This window comes from Bacillus sp. LB7, assembly GCF_030449715.1.
Taxonomy (GTDB): domain Bacteria; phylum Bacillota; class Bacilli; order Bacillales; family Bacillaceae; genus Bacillus; species Bacillus paralicheniformis.
Map to the genome: position 1 here is coordinate 112,108 of NZ_JASGCA010000002.1, position 15,236 is coordinate 127,343.

General features: G+C 44.3%; 12 protein-coding genes. 8 read left to right on the top strand and 4 right to left on the bottom strand.

Features of this window, described 5'->3' with window-relative positions; genetic code table 11:
- The first annotated feature begins 6 nt into the window (after positions 1-6).
- Positions 7-2,421: a phenylalanine--tRNA ligase subunit beta gene (gene pheT, locus QMZ64_RS03075; protein ID WP_265626004.1), complete on the top strand. Its 2,415-nt coding sequence runs from the start codon at positions 7-9 to the stop codon at positions 2,419-2,421.
- 171 nt (positions 2,422-2,592) lie between these two features.
- Here the strand turns inward: pheT and QMZ64_RS03080 are convergent, their stop codons facing one another.
- The 4 genes from QMZ64_RS03080 to rnhC form a co-directional block, all read right to left on the bottom strand.
- Positions 2,593-3,141: a hypothetical protein gene (locus QMZ64_RS03080; protein WP_003184223.1), complete on the bottom strand. Its 549-nt coding sequence runs from the start codon at positions 3,139-3,141 to the stop codon at positions 2,593-2,595.
- A gap of 10 nt (positions 3,142-3,151) precedes the next feature.
- Positions 3,152-4,336, bottom strand: coding sequence for an ATP-binding cassette domain-containing protein (locus tag QMZ64_RS03085; protein WP_301441127.1), 1,185 nt, complete (start codon positions 4,334-4,336; stop codon positions 3,152-3,154).
- An 8-nt stretch (positions 4,337-4,344) separates the two neighbouring features.
- The gene (locus tag QMZ64_RS03090) at positions 4,345-5,787 is read right to left on the bottom strand and encodes a hypothetical protein (protein ID WP_076793185.1); all 1,443 of its coding nucleotides are present in this window, start codon (positions 5,785-5,787) and stop codon (positions 4,345-4,347) included.
- Positions 5,788-6,051: 264 nt separating this feature from the next.
- A complete protein-coding gene (gene rnhC / locus QMZ64_RS03095; RefSeq protein WP_265626010.1) occupies positions 6,052-6,993 on the bottom strand; it encodes a ribonuclease HIII in 942 nt (313 codons plus the stop codon).
- A 151-nt stretch (positions 6,994-7,144) separates the two neighbouring features.
- On the opposite strand from rnhC, the gene zapA reads away from it, so the two are divergent.
- From zapA to QMZ64_RS03130, 7 genes are all read left to right on the top strand, one after another.
- Positions 7,145-7,402, top strand: coding sequence for a cell division protein ZapA (gene zapA, locus QMZ64_RS03100; RefSeq protein ID WP_020452506.1), 258 nt, complete (start codon positions 7,145-7,147; stop codon positions 7,400-7,402).
- 8 nt (positions 7,403-7,410) lie between these two features.
- Positions 7,411-7,947 carry a CvpA family protein gene (locus tag QMZ64_RS03105; RefSeq protein WP_265626011.1) on the top strand — a complete coding sequence of 179 codons (537 nt, stop codon included), beginning with the start codon at positions 7,411-7,413 and terminating at the stop codon, positions 7,945-7,947.
- 143 nt (positions 7,948-8,090) lie between these two features.
- Positions 8,091-9,806 carry a DNA polymerase/3'-5' exonuclease PolX gene (gene polX / locus QMZ64_RS03110; protein WP_265626013.1) on the top strand — a complete coding sequence of 572 codons (1,716 nt, stop codon included), beginning with the start codon at positions 8,091-8,093 and terminating at the stop codon, positions 9,804-9,806.
- Positions 9,807-9,822: 16 nt separating this feature from the next.
- Positions 9,823-12,180, top strand: coding sequence for an endonuclease MutS2 (locus QMZ64_RS03115; RefSeq protein ID WP_243942751.1), 2,358 nt, complete (start codon positions 9,823-9,825; stop codon positions 12,178-12,180).
- Positions 12,181-12,198: 18 nt separating this feature from the next.
- On the top strand, positions 12,199-12,603 hold the full coding sequence (locus tag QMZ64_RS03120) for a DUF350 domain-containing protein (RefSeq protein ID WP_026579111.1): 405 nt from the start codon (positions 12,199-12,201) through the stop codon (positions 12,601-12,603).
- Positions 12,604-12,811: 208 nt separating this feature from the next.
- Complete coding sequence (locus tag QMZ64_RS03125) at positions 12,812-14,491, top strand: AMP-binding protein (RefSeq protein WP_265626014.1); 1,680 nt, start codon at positions 12,812-12,814, stop codon at positions 14,489-14,491.
- 141 nt (positions 14,492-14,632) lie between these two features.
- Positions 14,633-15,235, top strand: coding sequence for a fatty acid metabolism transcriptional regulator FadR (locus tag QMZ64_RS03130; protein WP_020452501.1), 603 nt, complete (start codon positions 14,633-14,635; stop codon positions 15,233-15,235).
- The last annotated feature ends 1 nt before the right edge of the window (position 15,236 follow it).

Here is a 15,236-nt window from a genome sequence, read left to right on the forward strand (position 1 = left end):
CGCGTGATGTTTGTTTCATATAAATGGCTGCAGGAATACGTGAATTTAGACGGGATGACTCCCGAGATTCTCGCTGAAAAGATTACAAGAAGCGGAATTGAAGTGGAAGGCATCGAATATAAGGGAGAAGGAATTAAAGGTGTTGTCATTGGACATGTGCTGGAGCGCGAACAGCATCCGAACGCCGACAAATTAAACAAATGCCTCGTCGATATCGGGGAAGAAGAGCCTGTCCAGATCATCTGCGGGGCTCCGAATGTGGACAAAGGGCAAAAAGTAGCCGTCGCCACGGTTGGCGCGGTATTGCCCGGCAATTTTAAAATCAAAAAGGCGAAGCTCCGCGGGGAAGCGTCTAACGGCATGATCTGCTCTTTGCAGGAGCTTGGCATTCAAGGCAAGCTTGTGCCGAAAGAATATGCAGAAGGCATCTTCGTTTTCCCGGGCGATGCTGAAACCGGGGCGGACGCCCTTCAAAGCCTGGCGCTCGACGATGCGGTTCTCGAACTGGGATTGACGCCAAACCGCGCCGACGCCATGAACATGCTCGGCGTTGCCTATGAAGTGGCTGCGATTCTCGGCCGCGAAGTCAAGCTCCCTGAGACGGCTTATCAGGCAGGCGCCGAAAAAGCGGCGGACTATATTTCCGTCAAAATTGAAGATCCAGAAGCCAATCCTTTGTATGCGGCGAAAATCATTAAAGACGTCAAAATCGGCCCGTCGCCGCTTTGGATGCAGACGAAGCTGATCAACGCCGGCATCAGACCGCACAACAATGTTGTCGATATTACGAACTTTGTTCTGCTTGAATACGGTCAGCCGCTCCACGCGTTTGACTATGACCGTTTCGGCTCAAAAGAGGTCGTCATCCGCAAAGCGTACGAAAATGAAACGATAACGACGCTTGACGAACAAGAAAGAACATTGATGCTTGAGCATCTTGTCATCACAAACGGTTCTCTTCCGCAGGCAGTCGCAGGCGTAATGGGCGGAGCGGACTCCGAAGTCCGTGAAGATACGGCGACAGTGCTGCTTGAGGCCGCGTATTTTAACGGCCAGACCGTTCGCAAAGCATCAAAGGATCTCGGTCTTCGCAGCGAATCAAGCGTCCGCTTTGAAAAAGGCATCGATCCTGCACGGGTGCGCCTCGCTGCAGAACGCGCGGCAGATTTGATCAGCCGGTACGCTGGAGGAACCGTCTTGGAAGGTACGGTTGAAGAAAACCATCTTGACATCAAAGAGAATGTCATTCGCCTTTCCGTTGATAAAGTGACGAAGGTTCTCGGCATGTCCATCAGCAAAGAAGAAATGGTCAACATTTTTGAAAGGCTCGGCTTTGTAGTTGAAGACGCTGAACGTGAACTGGTCGTGACGGTTCCATCAAGAAGAGGCGATATTGCGATTGAAGAAGATTTGATCGAAGAGGTCGCAAGACTGTACGGATATGACAACATTCCGTCGACACTGCCGGAAGTAACAGGCTTTGCGGGCGGACTGACGCCTTATCAGGACAAGCGCAGAAAAGTAAGACGCTTCCTGGAAGGAGCAGGGCTTTCCCAGGCGATCACATACTCATTAACAAACGATAAAAAAGCAACGGCTTACGCATTGGAAAAATCGTTTAAAACAATCCTTTCGCTGCCGATGAGTGAGGAAAGAAGCGTGCTGAGGCACAGCCTGCTTCCTAATCTGCTTGATTCGGTCGCATACAACCTCGCACGGCAGTCCGATTCTGCAGCTTTTTATGAGGTCGGTTCAGTTTTCTTGAAAGCCGAAGAACATACGAAACCGGTCGAAAAAGAACACGTCGCCGGAGCCGTGACAGGCCTGTGGCATAAAAACCTCTGGCAGGGCGAGAAAAAGCCGGTTGATTTCTTCGTCGTAAAAGGCATCGTCGAGGGTCTGTTGGAAAAGCTCGGCATCACCAAAGGCATCGAATTCGCTCAATCTGAAAGAAAAGAGCTTCATCCTGGGCGGACGGCCAATATTTTGCATAACGGCTCATTAGTCGGCTTCATCGGCCAGCTGCATCCGTCAGTTGAAAAAGAACTGGATCTGAGCGACACGTATGTGTTTGAGCTGGACCTGCACGAGCTCCTTCGCTTGGATGTACCGGAGATCACGTATACACCAATTCCGAAGTATCCTTCTGTTACCCGGGATATCGCGCTTGTTGTAGACAAAGAAACAGCGGCCGGCCAGCTTGAGGACGTCATCAAAACAGCAGGCGGCAAATGGCTCAAAGAAGTCCAAGTCTTTGACGTCTACGAAGGAGAGCACATGGAAGAAGGCAAGAAATCCGTCGCCTTCAGCCTGCAATATTTGAATCCTGAACAAACATTGACTGAAGAAGAAGTGACAAAAGTTCACGACCAAGTGCTGAAGGCACTTGAGGATACGTATCAGGCTGTATTGAGAGGATAAAGAAAAACCGGCCCCCGATCATTCGGGAACCGGTTTTTTTGCATTGGAAAAACTGTCGGCCTATTGTAAGTTTTAATTATTTTAGGATGGCAAGAATATTTATGTAAAATATTTTGAATTAAGTTGTATCGAATTCTCATATGTTATTTAATGAGTCTATACGAAGGTAATCTATGCAAGAATATCGGAGAAAATAGATATGGCAATAGAAAATAAAAACAATATGAAAAAAGAAAAAGAGTATTTAATTTTTAGTGAGTTTTCTTTCTTTTCTAGACATAAATAGCACCAAAAAAATAACGAAATTAAAGAAAAAATGTTTAAATTTCTTAAAAAAGGAATAGAAAAAAGACTTTCAGCATCTTTTAAGCCAAATAGATAAAAGACAATAACTAAGACACTGCCTACAAGATTGAAATAGTAGGAAAGAACACCTTTTGAAAAAATGTTTTTAAAGGAATCCTTTGCTCCAAAAATCATAATAGCGAGCCAAATGATTAAAGTGAAAAATAAAAGCTCAAGAAGGGGTTTTATCGCTTCGCCAATTACTGCTATTGTAATGCCAATCCATTTACTGATAGTAATAAGATTTCCATATTCATCTTCGTTTAATTCATGTAAGCTAGCATCGATCTCATTCATTTTTAAAATGGAAACACATAAGGCTGCAGCTCCAGATAATAGACAAATACATATTAAGTTGAATTTAGTCTTCTTCATATTGAACTCCTTATTTTAGTAATATTACGTAGTATTCGACAACAGATGCTAAGATTAGAAGGCCTACTGCACTTATCATTATTATTGTGTACTCTTTTACTTTCGGCTTAATCATTAGGTTTATTTCAGACTTTTTTAGAAATCTTAAAAAACGGGAAGAAATATCAAGAGATATTACATAAAAAGCAAGAAGGGCAAGGATTTCAAAGGGGCCGTGAAATAAGAGATATTGTAGTGATTTCCAAAAACCTAAAGACTTCTCATATGAAAAGAAAATTGCCCCTGAGAAATAACCGTTTAAAAACACTACTACACTAGATAGGAAACCAACACTGATTAATCCAAGAAAGAAAATAGTTAGTCCTACAATTAAGTTATTTGTAAAAATCTCTAAAGCGTTGGATATTTTAAAGCTATCATAGTAAGTCTCGTGTATTTCTTGAAATACAAAAAAGCTAAGAGAAAAACCGAAACCAAAAATAATAATGAACAAAATAGAGTATTTAGCATAGGTATTCAAGGAATTTTTTTCAAGGCTGGCTTCATTAAATGTCTCCCCGGCTAATTTTTTTTCAGTGTGGATAATATTTCCGTTATTAATAAATAATATCTCATCACAAAGATCTGCTGCAAACTGTAAGATATGCGTGGATAAAATAATAATTCTATTTTGATTTCTAATATTAATTAAAATCTTTTTCATATCCGCCATGTTTTTTGGATCAAGTCCTGTAAAAGGCTCATCAAGCAAGATAATATCAGGTTGATGCAAAGTGGAAAGAATAAAAGACATTCTTTGACGCATTCCTCTTGATAGCGAAGATGCCATTTGGTCTTTTTGTTCTTTTAGACTGAACATGTCTAAGGTTTCAATGATTTGTTCTTGGGATAATGGTTTTTCAATTAATAAAGATTGGTACTTGATTAATTCATAACACGTTAAATTCTCAAATAATTTTGGATCGTCTTCTAGGTATCCGATTTTCTCTAAATAATTGGTAAGATGTCCATCAACGACTACCTCACCGCTATCCGGAGGAATGAGGCCTGCAATAATTTCTAATAGGGTCGTTTTTCCTGCTCCGTTTTTACCGAGCAATCCAATAATCTGATTTCGCCCGCAAGCGAATTCTAAATTCTTCATGCTAAAATTGGATTGAGGATATTCTTTTGATATATTTTGCAGTTTAAGCATATAATCACTCACTCGAATAAAGATTTTATTGATATGTAATTTTTGTTGATTGTTGATTTCCATATTTGCTTGTTTATGGAGTGCAGCAGCGTTATGATACATAACAAAGTGATAAAAATAACAACATACAAAACTTTGTTGTAAGTTGAAACAATGGCTAACCCTATTAGTAATCCAAATACTAAATTAAGAAAGATTTTGCTTAAAGTACTGGGAACTTGATAAATGTAATCCCATTTAAAATATGGAAACAATATAGTTGAAGTGAGACAGCTTAACCCCAAAGTAACAGCTATCATCAATAAGATAATGGATAATGCAATAAAATGATCCGGTTTTATATAAAAATTTGAAATCGCAGCATAGATTAAAACAAATAACACATGTGCTAAGACAGAGATTTTGGTTTTTGCTTTTATTTTGTTTTTAATAAAGTTTGGCTTGTGCTGATTCAAAGGTATAATAAGACCATCAATATCAAAAGAAACCAATGATTGAATCATGATAGAGATAAAGACTAACGGGAACAGCACGCTGAACATAAAGCTGAATTCGTTGGAAATTCCAGTGTCTGCAAATCGATCAGTGTTAAAACCATACAAAATGATTGTTAGTAAACCTGCTGATAAACTTAAAATAAATAATAAAACCGACCACCTTACAGGCGGGTTCCTATATAGAAGGATCAGCTCGTAATATAGAAGGCTTCTGCTCTCTCTAGACTTCTTCAAATTTGTATCAGTCTTGCTATTTAAATGATCATTAAAAATGGAAAGGTTTCTTAAACTTTTATACCACACTATAATTAACAGGATTGTTAAAGATACCATTATTGGTATAGATATTGAAAAAATTCGCATATTATTGATGTTTAGAAATAACAAATTATATTTGAGTATAAAAAAGATCCAAAGAATTAAAATTCCATTTGTGAAAAAGCCAATAATGCTTGAGACATTTATGAATTTAGGCAATACTAATAGCCTTATAAAATGAAGTCTAAGCAAATATCCTAGTATAGCGGACAATAAACCAATCACAGCAATCGCGAAGATTTCTTCCAAAGACTGATGAATGAGATAATATACAATCGATGAACCAACATAAAAAGATATTAAAGATAAAAATGAACTATAAAATTTACTAATATCTTTTCCTAATATAAATTGATCCAATTTGATTCCCAGAATGGCCATTTGTTTTTTGTCAGAGGAAAACATAACTCTGAAAATACTTTTATCAATATTTACAGTAAGGATAAACAGAAAAAAAGAAAGATGAATGATGACTAGATTTTTAATGATGTACCCAGCAAAGCTGCCAATTATTAAAGGGAAAACAACGAATGACAATATCAATACGAATAATGCAAGCCATTTGCTTTTAGTATTAAATTTTCGAATGTCGTTGGTTAAAAGAATTTTTGAATAAATTAAGTATTTATTATTCATTGAAAACCATCCTGACTTAAATGTGGAGGAAAGGGCATTTTAAATACCCTTTCCTAAATTAAAACTTATTAGTAAGCGATAGCATATCTAATTCCGTATTTTTTTGCATAGGAAAAAACTAGGGATGCAATCGCTCCGAGTCCAAAAGTCCCTAGAACCGCTGCAATTGCTCCAACAGTGCCAGCGGCATTTAAGATGGCACTAATTGAAGTAAGAGCCCATCCCGGAATCTGAGGATAGGTTGCTGCTAGGTCTGCGCACCGTTTACCGTTTCGCCGCAATCCGCTTCGCCTTCTGCGTATTTGCAAAGTGCAGCTTTGTAAATACCCTCAATGCGCCTTCGCCGTGTTTCTTGATCAGCTTTGCCGCCGCTTCATCGACGAGCGGACCCGCTCCTTTCGGGAGCGTCATCCCGGCTTCTTTCGAAAGCTTATCCATCTCCATTAAAAATGAATAGCGTGCGATGATCGAAGCCGCTGCAACTGAAAGATGGATGCCTTCCGCTTTTGTGCTGAAATATGTACGTTCTTTGATGGCGTTTTTGCCGGCCAGGTGTTTAAAATAGACGGCAGGTTCTGCGAACTGATCGATTAAAATCGCTTCAGGCCGGGTTCCGTCCAATTTTTTGAGAAGGTTGCCGATCGCCTGGTTGTGGAGAAGGGCCTTCATTTTTCCCTGGCTCATCCCTTTTTCCTGCATTTCATTATACTTTTCATTTCTCAAGACGAGCAGGCTGTAAGGAACTGTCTTGATTAAGTCGCGCGCGATCTGAACGATTTGCGGATCTTTTAAGTTTTTTGAATCTTTAACACCGAGTTCCTTTAACAGCGGCAGCTTTACCTTGTCAGCGTATACGCACGCGACGGTGATCGGACCGAAATAATCGCCTGTCCCGACTTCATCGGAGCCGATCACAGACATGGAACCGATGCCTTCAGGCGGCTGATAGACGGACGGGATGCTTTTTTTGGATGCGGGCTTTTTGGCAGCCGGTGTTTCAGCATCCGCCGTCCAGCGCTCCGCTTCCTTTTCCGCGTTTTTTCCTTGGAACAGCACCTTCCCCGACCGGTATGCTGTAATGGTGCAGCCCTGTGGTTTGGCCTGGAAAACCGCGCCCTGTACGGAAAGGGAAGTCATGTGAGGCCCGTAGTGGCTTTGCATCCGTTCAATAACAGACGGGGGAACTTTTAAAACAGAATGTGACACGTTCTAATCTCCTTTATTAGCTGCTTAAACAGGCTAAATCATTGTTTTTATAAGTGTATCATAACAGCGGAGGGCTCGTCTTTCCATTCAATCTCTAAACATGTTATGATATAGACTAGGATTCTCGCATAATTGGAATGGAGGAGAAACGTTGTCTGATGGTCAAAAAACGAAAACAACAGTTGACATCTACGGTCAGCAATTCACAATTATCGGCGATGAGAGCAAGAGCCATATGAGGCACGTTGCCTCGATTGTGGATGATAAAATGAGAGAAATCAACGAAAAAAATCCGTATCTTGATATAAATAAACTGGCCGTTTTGACGGCTGTAAATGTGGTTCACGATTATTTGAAGCTGAAGGAAGAGCTTGAGAGATTAAAAGGACAAATTAAAGAAAAGGATTGAACATCACGATGCTAGATATCATCATTATCATTTTGCTTTTGTCCGGTTTGTTTATTGGACTCAAAAGAGGGTTTATCCGCCAGTTTATCCGTTTGGTTACGTTTATCGCAGCGATCGCTGTGGCCGCAACCTATTACGGCGACCTTGCACCTAAGCTCGGCTGGATTCCGTCTCCCGACTTTACGGGCGGCCAGTCTGCGCTGGCGTTTGTAAACGGAAGCCTTGAAGGCGCTTATTACAATATGATTGCGTTTTTGATTCTCTTTTTCCTGACGATTATCCTTTTGAGAATTGCCGCATCGTTTCTGGATGCCCTTGCAAGCATACCGGTTCTCAAACAGATCAACCAAGTACTCGGAGCCGTGCTCGGTTTTGCGGAGATCTATCTGTTCGTATTTGTCGTTCTGTTCATCGGAACGCTTCTGCCGATCGATGTTCTGCAAAACATGATGGCCGGTTCGGTGATGGCTGATTTGATCATTCATAAAACACCGTTTTTATCAAACATGTTAAACAATCTGCTGCATCAGTACGGATCTTTGTAAAAACTTCTCTGTTTGTAGGGAAGTTTTTTTTCGGGGCTCTTGAGAACCCCGGAAACTGTCGAATAGGCCTGTTTGTTGTAGGATCAGCCAAAAATTTGTATGATTGAAGCAGGATGAACGAGGGGAAACAAGAGGTGAACAGTATGCATAAAAAAGATATCATTAAATTGCTTGAAACGATTGCGATATATATGGAACTAAAAGGGGATAACCCGTTTAAAATCTCCGCTTTCCGAAAGGCTGCGGCAGCTCTAGAACAAGACGACAGGAGCCTCTCGGAAATCGATAATATGATGTCCCTGTCCGGGATCGGCAAAGGCACGTACGCCGTCATCAAGGAATATATGGACACGGGAGCATCCGGAACGCTGGAACGATTAAAGGAAGAGGTTCCGGAAGGACTTGTCCCGCTTTTGAAGCTGCCGGGTCTTGGCGGCAAAAAAATCGCCAAGCTGTATCAGGAGCTCGGCGTCTGTGATGCGGCGTCTTTAAAAGAGGCATGCGAACAGCAAAAGGTTCAGGGGCTTGCCGGATTCGGCAAAAAAACGGAAGAAAAAATCCTGCAGGCTTTGGGTGAAGCGGGGAAACGTCCTGAACGGTACCCGATCGCGGTCGCTTTGGCCGTCGCTGACATCATTGAAGAGCAGCTTGAAGGGCTCCCGGGTCTCATCAAGTTTTCGCGGGCCGGAAGCCTGCGCCGCGCCAAAGAAACGGTGAAAGACCTCGATTATATTATGGCTGTCACTGATCCGGAACTTGTCCGGGAAGGGCTCCTAAAGCTTTCGAACATCAAGGAGGTCATTGCCGCAGGAGATACGAAAGTGTCTCTCACATTTGCGTTTGAATACGAAATCAGTGCGGATTTCCGGCTGGTGACAGAGGTACAGTTTCCAACGACGCTCCATCATTTCACCGGATCAAAAGACCACAATATCAAAATGCGCCAGCTAGCCAAAGAAAAAGGCGAAAGAATCAGTGAATACGGCGTCGAAACCGTTGAAACTGGAGAAATTAAAACCTTCTCAAGCGAACAAGAGTTTTTCGCCCATTTCGGGCTTCCGTTTATTCCGCCCGAACTGCGGGAGACGGGAAGAGAAGTCGAGGACTATAGCGATGACATCGGACTCGTTTCCGCCGAGGATATCCAAGGAGACCTTCATATGCACTCGGCTTGGAGCGACGGTGCTTTTTCGATCAGGGAAATGGCGGAAGCCTGCATGGCAAAAGGGTACCGCTATATGGCGATCACAGACCATTCCCAGTATTTAAAAGTGGCAGGCGGTTTGACGCCTGAGCGCCTGCGCATGCAGGCGAAGGAAATTGATGAACTGAATAAGGAATTGACCGATTTTCATATTTTTAAAGGCGTGGAAATGGACATCCTGCCTGACGGAACGCTTGATTATGACGATGAGCTGCTGGCGGAAATGGACCTTGTCATTGCTTCGATCCATTCAAGCTTTTCACAGCCGCAGCATGTCATCATGAAACGGCTTGAAACCGCGCTGATGAATCAGCACGTTGACATTATCGCCCATCCGACCGGCCGTCTGATCGGAAGAAGGGCAGGTTATGAAGTCGATATTGACCAGCTGATCGAGCTTGCGAAAAAAACGAATACAGCCTTGGAGCTGAACGCAAATCCAGCGCGGCTCGATCTCAGGATGGAACACTTGATGAAAGCGAATGCTGCCGGAGTGACACTCGTTATTAATACGGATGCCCACAACACAGCGATGCTTGACGATATGAAAACGGGCGTTACGGCAGCGAGAAAAGGATGGACGCCAAAGGCCAATGTATTAAATACCCGCTCCTTTGAAGAAGTCCAGGCATTTTTGTCGCGCCATCGATCTTAAGGAGGTTTAATGGACGTTGCAGCAAAAAGCGCTATCAGCACTTGAATTTCATAAAGTAAAAGAACAGCTCACAGAGCATGCGGCATCTTCTTTAGGGAAGGAAATGCTTTTGGAACTCAAACCTTCCCGTTCGCTCGAAGAAGTCAAAAAGCTGCAGGAAGAAGTCGATGAAGCAGGAACCGTCCTGCGCTTAAAAGGAAACGCCCCTTTCGGCGGCCTTACGGACATTAGAAAAGCGTTAAGAAGGGCGGAAATTGGCAGCATTTTGAGCCCGGCGGAATTGACCGAAATATCGGGTCTGCTATACGCAGCAAAACAGATGAAGCATTTTCTCGAAGGCCTGTTCGAAGACGGGGTTGAGATCCCTTGTCTTCACCAATACGCAGAAAAGCTCATTCCGCTTTCCGAATTGGAAAGAGACATCAATTCGTGCATCGATGATCATGGAGAAGTGCTAGACCATGCATCTGAGACGTTAAGGGGGATCAGGACGCAGCTGCGGACGCTTGAATCAAGAATCAGGGACCGGCTGGAATCGATGCTGCGTTCTTCATCTGCGCAAAAAATGCTGTCGGATACGATCATCACAATTCGCAACGACCGCTTTGTCATCCCTGTCAAACAGGAGTACAGATCAAGCTACGGAGGAATCGTGCACGATCAGTCGTCTTCCGGTGCGACATTGTTTATCGAGCCTCAGGCGATTGTCGATATGAACAATGCGCTTCGCCAGGCAAAAGTAAACGAAAAACAGGAGATTGAACGGATTTTGCGCGTCCTGACAGAAAAGACGGCAGAGCACACAAATGAACTCTTTCACGATGTCAAAGTGCTTCAGACGCTGGACTTTATTTTTGCAAAAGCAAAATACGCAAAAGCGACAAAAGCGGTTAAACCGGCTGTCAACGCTGACGGCTATGTCCGCCTGATTCAAGCCCGCCACCCGCTTTTACCCCTGGATGAAGTCGTTCCGAATGATATTGAGCTCGGCGGAGAGTATACGACAATTGTCATCACGGGCCCGAACACGGGCGGTAAAACGGTGACGCTTAAAACGCTCGGGCTTTTGACCATTATGGCGCAGTCGGGATTGCACGTACCGGCGGAAGAGGGCTCGGAGACCGCCATATTTGATCAAGTATTTGCCGATATCGGCGATGAACAGTCAATCGAACAAAGCTTAAGTACGTTCTCGTCACATATGGTCAACATCGTCGATATTTTGAAAGACATGACGGAAAACAGCCTTGTGCTTTTTGACGAGCTCGGCGCCGGGACAGACCCGCAGGAAGGCGCGGCCCTTGCGATCAGCATTCTCGACGAGGTGTGCCAGACAGGCGCGCGCGTCATTGCCACGACCCATTACCCGGAACTGAAGGCATACGGCTACAATCGCGAAAATGTCATTAATGCAAGCGTCGAATTTGATATCGACACACTGTCGCCGACCTACAAGCTGTTAATCGGCGTGCCCGGCCGAAGCAATGCGTTCGAAATTTCGAAGCGTCTCGGGCTGCCTGATTACCTGATCGGCCGCGCAAAAGCGGAGATGACGGCCGAACATAATGAAGTTGATACGATGATCGCATCGCTGGAAGACAGCAAAAAGCGCGCCGAAGCGGAGCTGAACGAGACCGAAGCCATCCGCGCGGAGGCTGAAGCCCTTCACCGCGACCTCCAGCAGCAGATCAGCGAATGGCAGGAGAAAAAAGACAAGCTCTATGAAGAAGCGGAGCAAAAAGCGGCTGAAAAAGTCAAAGAAGCGATGAAAGAAGCAGACGAGATCATCCAGTCGCTCCGCATGATCAAGGAAGACCATAAAGCATTTAAAGACCATGAGCTGATCGAGGCGAAAAAACGCCTTGAAGAAGCCGTGCCTTCGTTTGAAAAAGCGAAAAAGCCGGCACAGAAAAAAACGGACAAGCGCGAATTAAAACCGGGCGATGAAGTCAAGGTTTTAACCTTTGGCCAAAAAGGGACGCTGCTCGAAAAAACGGGTGCGGCCGAATGGAATGTTCAAATCGGCATTCTGAAAATGAAGGTCAAGGAAAAGGATCTGGAATTCCTGAAATCGGCGCCCGAACCCGAAAAACAAAAAACGATCGCCGCCGTCAAAGGAAAAGATTATCACGTCTCGCTCGAACTCGACCTTAGGGGGGAGCGGTATGAAAATGCGCTTCACCGGGTTGAAAAATACTTGGATGATGCGGTGCTTGCGGGCTATCCAAGAGTCTCAATCATCCACGGAAAAGGAACCGGCGCCCTCCGAAAAGGCGTTCAGGACCTCTTGAAATCCCACCGCAATGTGAAAAACTCCCGGTTCGGCGAAGCGGGAGAGGGAGGATCAGGCGTCACCATTGTCGAATTAAAATAAAAAAGGGAGTCTAAAAGGATGAAAGAGTTTTGGGAGAACGACCTTGTGGAAATTGCCGCGTACTACAGCGTTTCCGTTTTGTGTCTTGTGATATTTTTATCTGTGTTTGAACTCGTCACCACCTATAAAAATTGGGAGGAGATTCAAAAAGGAAACATGGCGGTCGCGATGGCAACAGGCGGAAAAATTTTAGGCATCGCCAACGTGCTGCAAAAATCGATCAGCCAGCATAATTCCCTGCTGCAAATGATGGGATGGGGGCTGTTCGGTTTTATCCTGCTTTTGATCGGCTACTTCATTTTTGAATTTCTGACGCCGCGCTTTAAAATTGACAAGGAGATTGAAAACGACAACCGCGCAGTCGGCTTCATTTCATTCGTCATTTCAGTCGGCCTGTCATTTGTCGTGGCTTCGGGTATCTAAAGGGGATCAACATGGAGAAATTAGCGAAAATCCTGTTTTTCACAGCTGGGGTATTTGTGGTTATCGGCCTGATTTATATGATCTTTTATACTTGAAAAAGGTGTCCTGAACAAGGGCGCCTTTTTTAAAATGAAAAAATATCATTACTTTCTGAATATTGTTTTGATATACTGAAATCAAGAATATATTGTTTAAAAGGGGGGAGCTTATGCCGACTGAAAAACCGTGGCTGCGTCATTATCCCGAACAAATTCCTCACGAGCTGAAATTTGAAGATCAAACACTCCATTCCATCCTGCAACAATCCGCCCAACAGTTTTCTGAAAAAACAGCGATTCATTTTCTCGGAAAAAAACGTTCGTATCGGCAAGTTTACGAGGACGCTTTAAAAATGGCAGATTACCTGCTGTCACTCGGCATTCAAAAAGGAGACAGAGTCTCGATCATGCTGCCGAACTGCCCGCAGGCGGTTATCGCGTATTACGGCGTACTTTTCTCCGGCGGCATCGTCGTCCAGACAAATCCGCTGTATACGGAAAGGGAGCTTGAACATCTGCTTCATGACAGCGGGGCAGCCATCATCATTACGCTCGACATGCTGTACCCGGCGGCATATAAAATGAAAGCGCTAACAAATGTGAGGCACATCATTGCGACAAGCATAAAAGATTACCTGCCTTTCCCTAAAAATCTGCTGTACCCAATCGTGCAAAAAAAAGAGAATCAAATGTCGGTTGAGATCAATGAAAATGAGACGACACACCTTTTCCGCACCATCATGAAACACCCCGTTCCAAGCGGTCCTCCGGGAATTGAAATCGATCCGGCCCACGACATTGCCGTCCTGCAGTATACCGGAGGCACGACAGGCACGCCAAAAGGCGTCATGCTCAGCCACCGCAACATACTAGCCAACATGGAGATGTGCGATGCCTGGTTTTATCAATTGAATAAAGGGGAGGAGAAGGTGCTGGGGATCGTCCCGTTTTTTCACGTCTACGGAATGACGGCCGTTTTGAATTTCACGATCAGGCAGGGGTATGAAATGATTCTGCTGCCGAGATTTGACGCGCGCGCAGCGCTGAAAACGATCGATAAAGAAAAGCCGACGATATTTCCGGGGGCACCGACGATTTATATCGCCCTGTTGAACCATCCTGACCTTCACCAATTTGATCTGTCATCAATTAAGAGCTGTTTGAGCGGATCTGCAGCGCTTCCTGTTGAAGTCAAACAGCAGTTTGAAAAGGTAACGGGCGGAAGGCTTGTCGAAGGTTACGGAATGTCTGAAACCTCGCCTGTCACTCACGCCAATTTTATTTGGGATTTGAATAAAGCGGGCAGTATCGGCTGTCCTTGGCCTGGTACAGACGCGGCGATCTATTCGGAAGAAACCGGCGGTTTTCTCGGACCATATGAGCATGGAGAAATCGCCGTCAAAGGACCGCAGGTGATGAAGGGCTACTGGAACAATGATGAAGAAACCGCTCAAAGTCTAAGGGACGGCTGGTTTTTTACAGGAGACATCGGCTACATGGATAAAGACGGCTTCTTTTATATCGTCGACCGCAAAAAAGACGTGATCATTGCCGGTGGATACAACATTTACCCGCGCGAAATCGAAGAGGTGCTCTACGAGCACGAAGCCGTTCAGGAGGCGGTCGTTGCTGGCATCCCTGATGAATACAGAGGAGAAACGGTTAAGGCTTTTATAGTGCTGAAAGATCATGTTACAATAACGGAGAAGGAATTGGACGAATATGCCAGATCGCGTCTGGCTCCTTATAAAGTGCCGAAAGTATACGAGTTCAGGGACGAACTGCCGAAAACGGCAGTCGGGAAGATTTTAAGAAGAGCGCTCGTTCAAGAAGAAAAAACCGGCGTCTGAAAAAGCGAAGTCTGCCGTCGATTTTGACGGCATGCTTTTGTGGTGCGATTTGAGTTTAGCTTCTTGACAAAGCGTCCATTTTTATTTACGATAAACTCATGAATGAGTGTTCATTCATTAATTTGAAAGGAACGAAGCCAATTGAAACAAAAGAGACCAAAGTATATGCAGATTATCGACGCAGCTGTCATTGTGATTGCAGAAAACGGATACCATCAGGCGCAGGTTTCGAAAATCGCCAAGCAGGCCGGAGTGGCGGACGGCACCATTTATCTTTATTTTAAAAACAAAGAAGATATTCTCATCTCGCTATTCAAAGAGAAAATGGGACAGTTTATCGAGCAGATGAACGAAGAAATGGAAGTGACAAATTCGGCGACAGAAAAGCTCACGCTGTTCATCAAAAAGCACTTTGAACTGCTCAGCAGCGATCGCCACCTCGCGATTGTCACCCAGCTTGAGCTGAGGCAGTCGAATCTTGAGCTGAGGCTGAAAATCAATGAGATTCTCAAAGGGTACTTGACGATCCTGGAAGACATCATCACCGAAGGAAAAGAAGCGGGAGAATTTAAGAGCACGCTTGATGTCCGCCTGGCGAAGCAGATGATTTTCGGTACGGTGGATGAGACGGTTACAACCTGGGTGATGAATGATCAAAAATACGATCTGCCAAAGCTGGCAGACAGCATTCATGAATTGCTGATCCATGGGTTCGGCAGCCAAAAGACGAAGGAGGAGAAATAAA

Excerpts from the sequence above, each read along its gene's own strand:
- polX (WP_265626013.1), top strand. The coding sequence starts at position 8,091 with ATGCATAAAAAAGATATCATTAAATTGCTTGAAACGATTGCGATATAT.
- QMZ64_RS03080 (WP_003184223.1), bottom strand. The coding sequence starts at position 3,141 with ATGAAGAAGACTAAATTCAACTTAATATGTATTTGTCTATTATCTGGA.
- QMZ64_RS03085 (WP_301441127.1), bottom strand. The coding sequence starts at position 4,336 with ATGCTTAAACTGCAAAATATATCAAAAGAATATCCTCAATCCAATTTT.
- QMZ64_RS03105 (WP_265626011.1), top strand. The coding sequence starts at position 7,411 with ATGCTAGATATCATCATTATCATTTTGCTTTTGTCCGGTTTGTTTATT.
- QMZ64_RS03125 (WP_265626014.1), top strand. The coding sequence starts at position 12,812 with ATGCCGACTGAAAAACCGTGGCTGCGTCATTATCCCGAACAAATTCCT.
- pheT (WP_265626004.1), top strand. The coding sequence starts at position 7 with ATGTTTGTTTCATATAAATGGCTGCAGGAATACGTGAATTTAGACGGG.
- QMZ64_RS03120 (WP_026579111.1), top strand. The coding sequence starts at position 12,199 with ATGAAAGAGTTTTGGGAGAACGACCTTGTGGAAATTGCCGCGTACTAC.
- QMZ64_RS03090 (WP_076793185.1), bottom strand. The coding sequence starts at position 5,787 with ATGAATAATAAATACTTAATTTATTCAAAAATTCTTTTAACCAACGAC.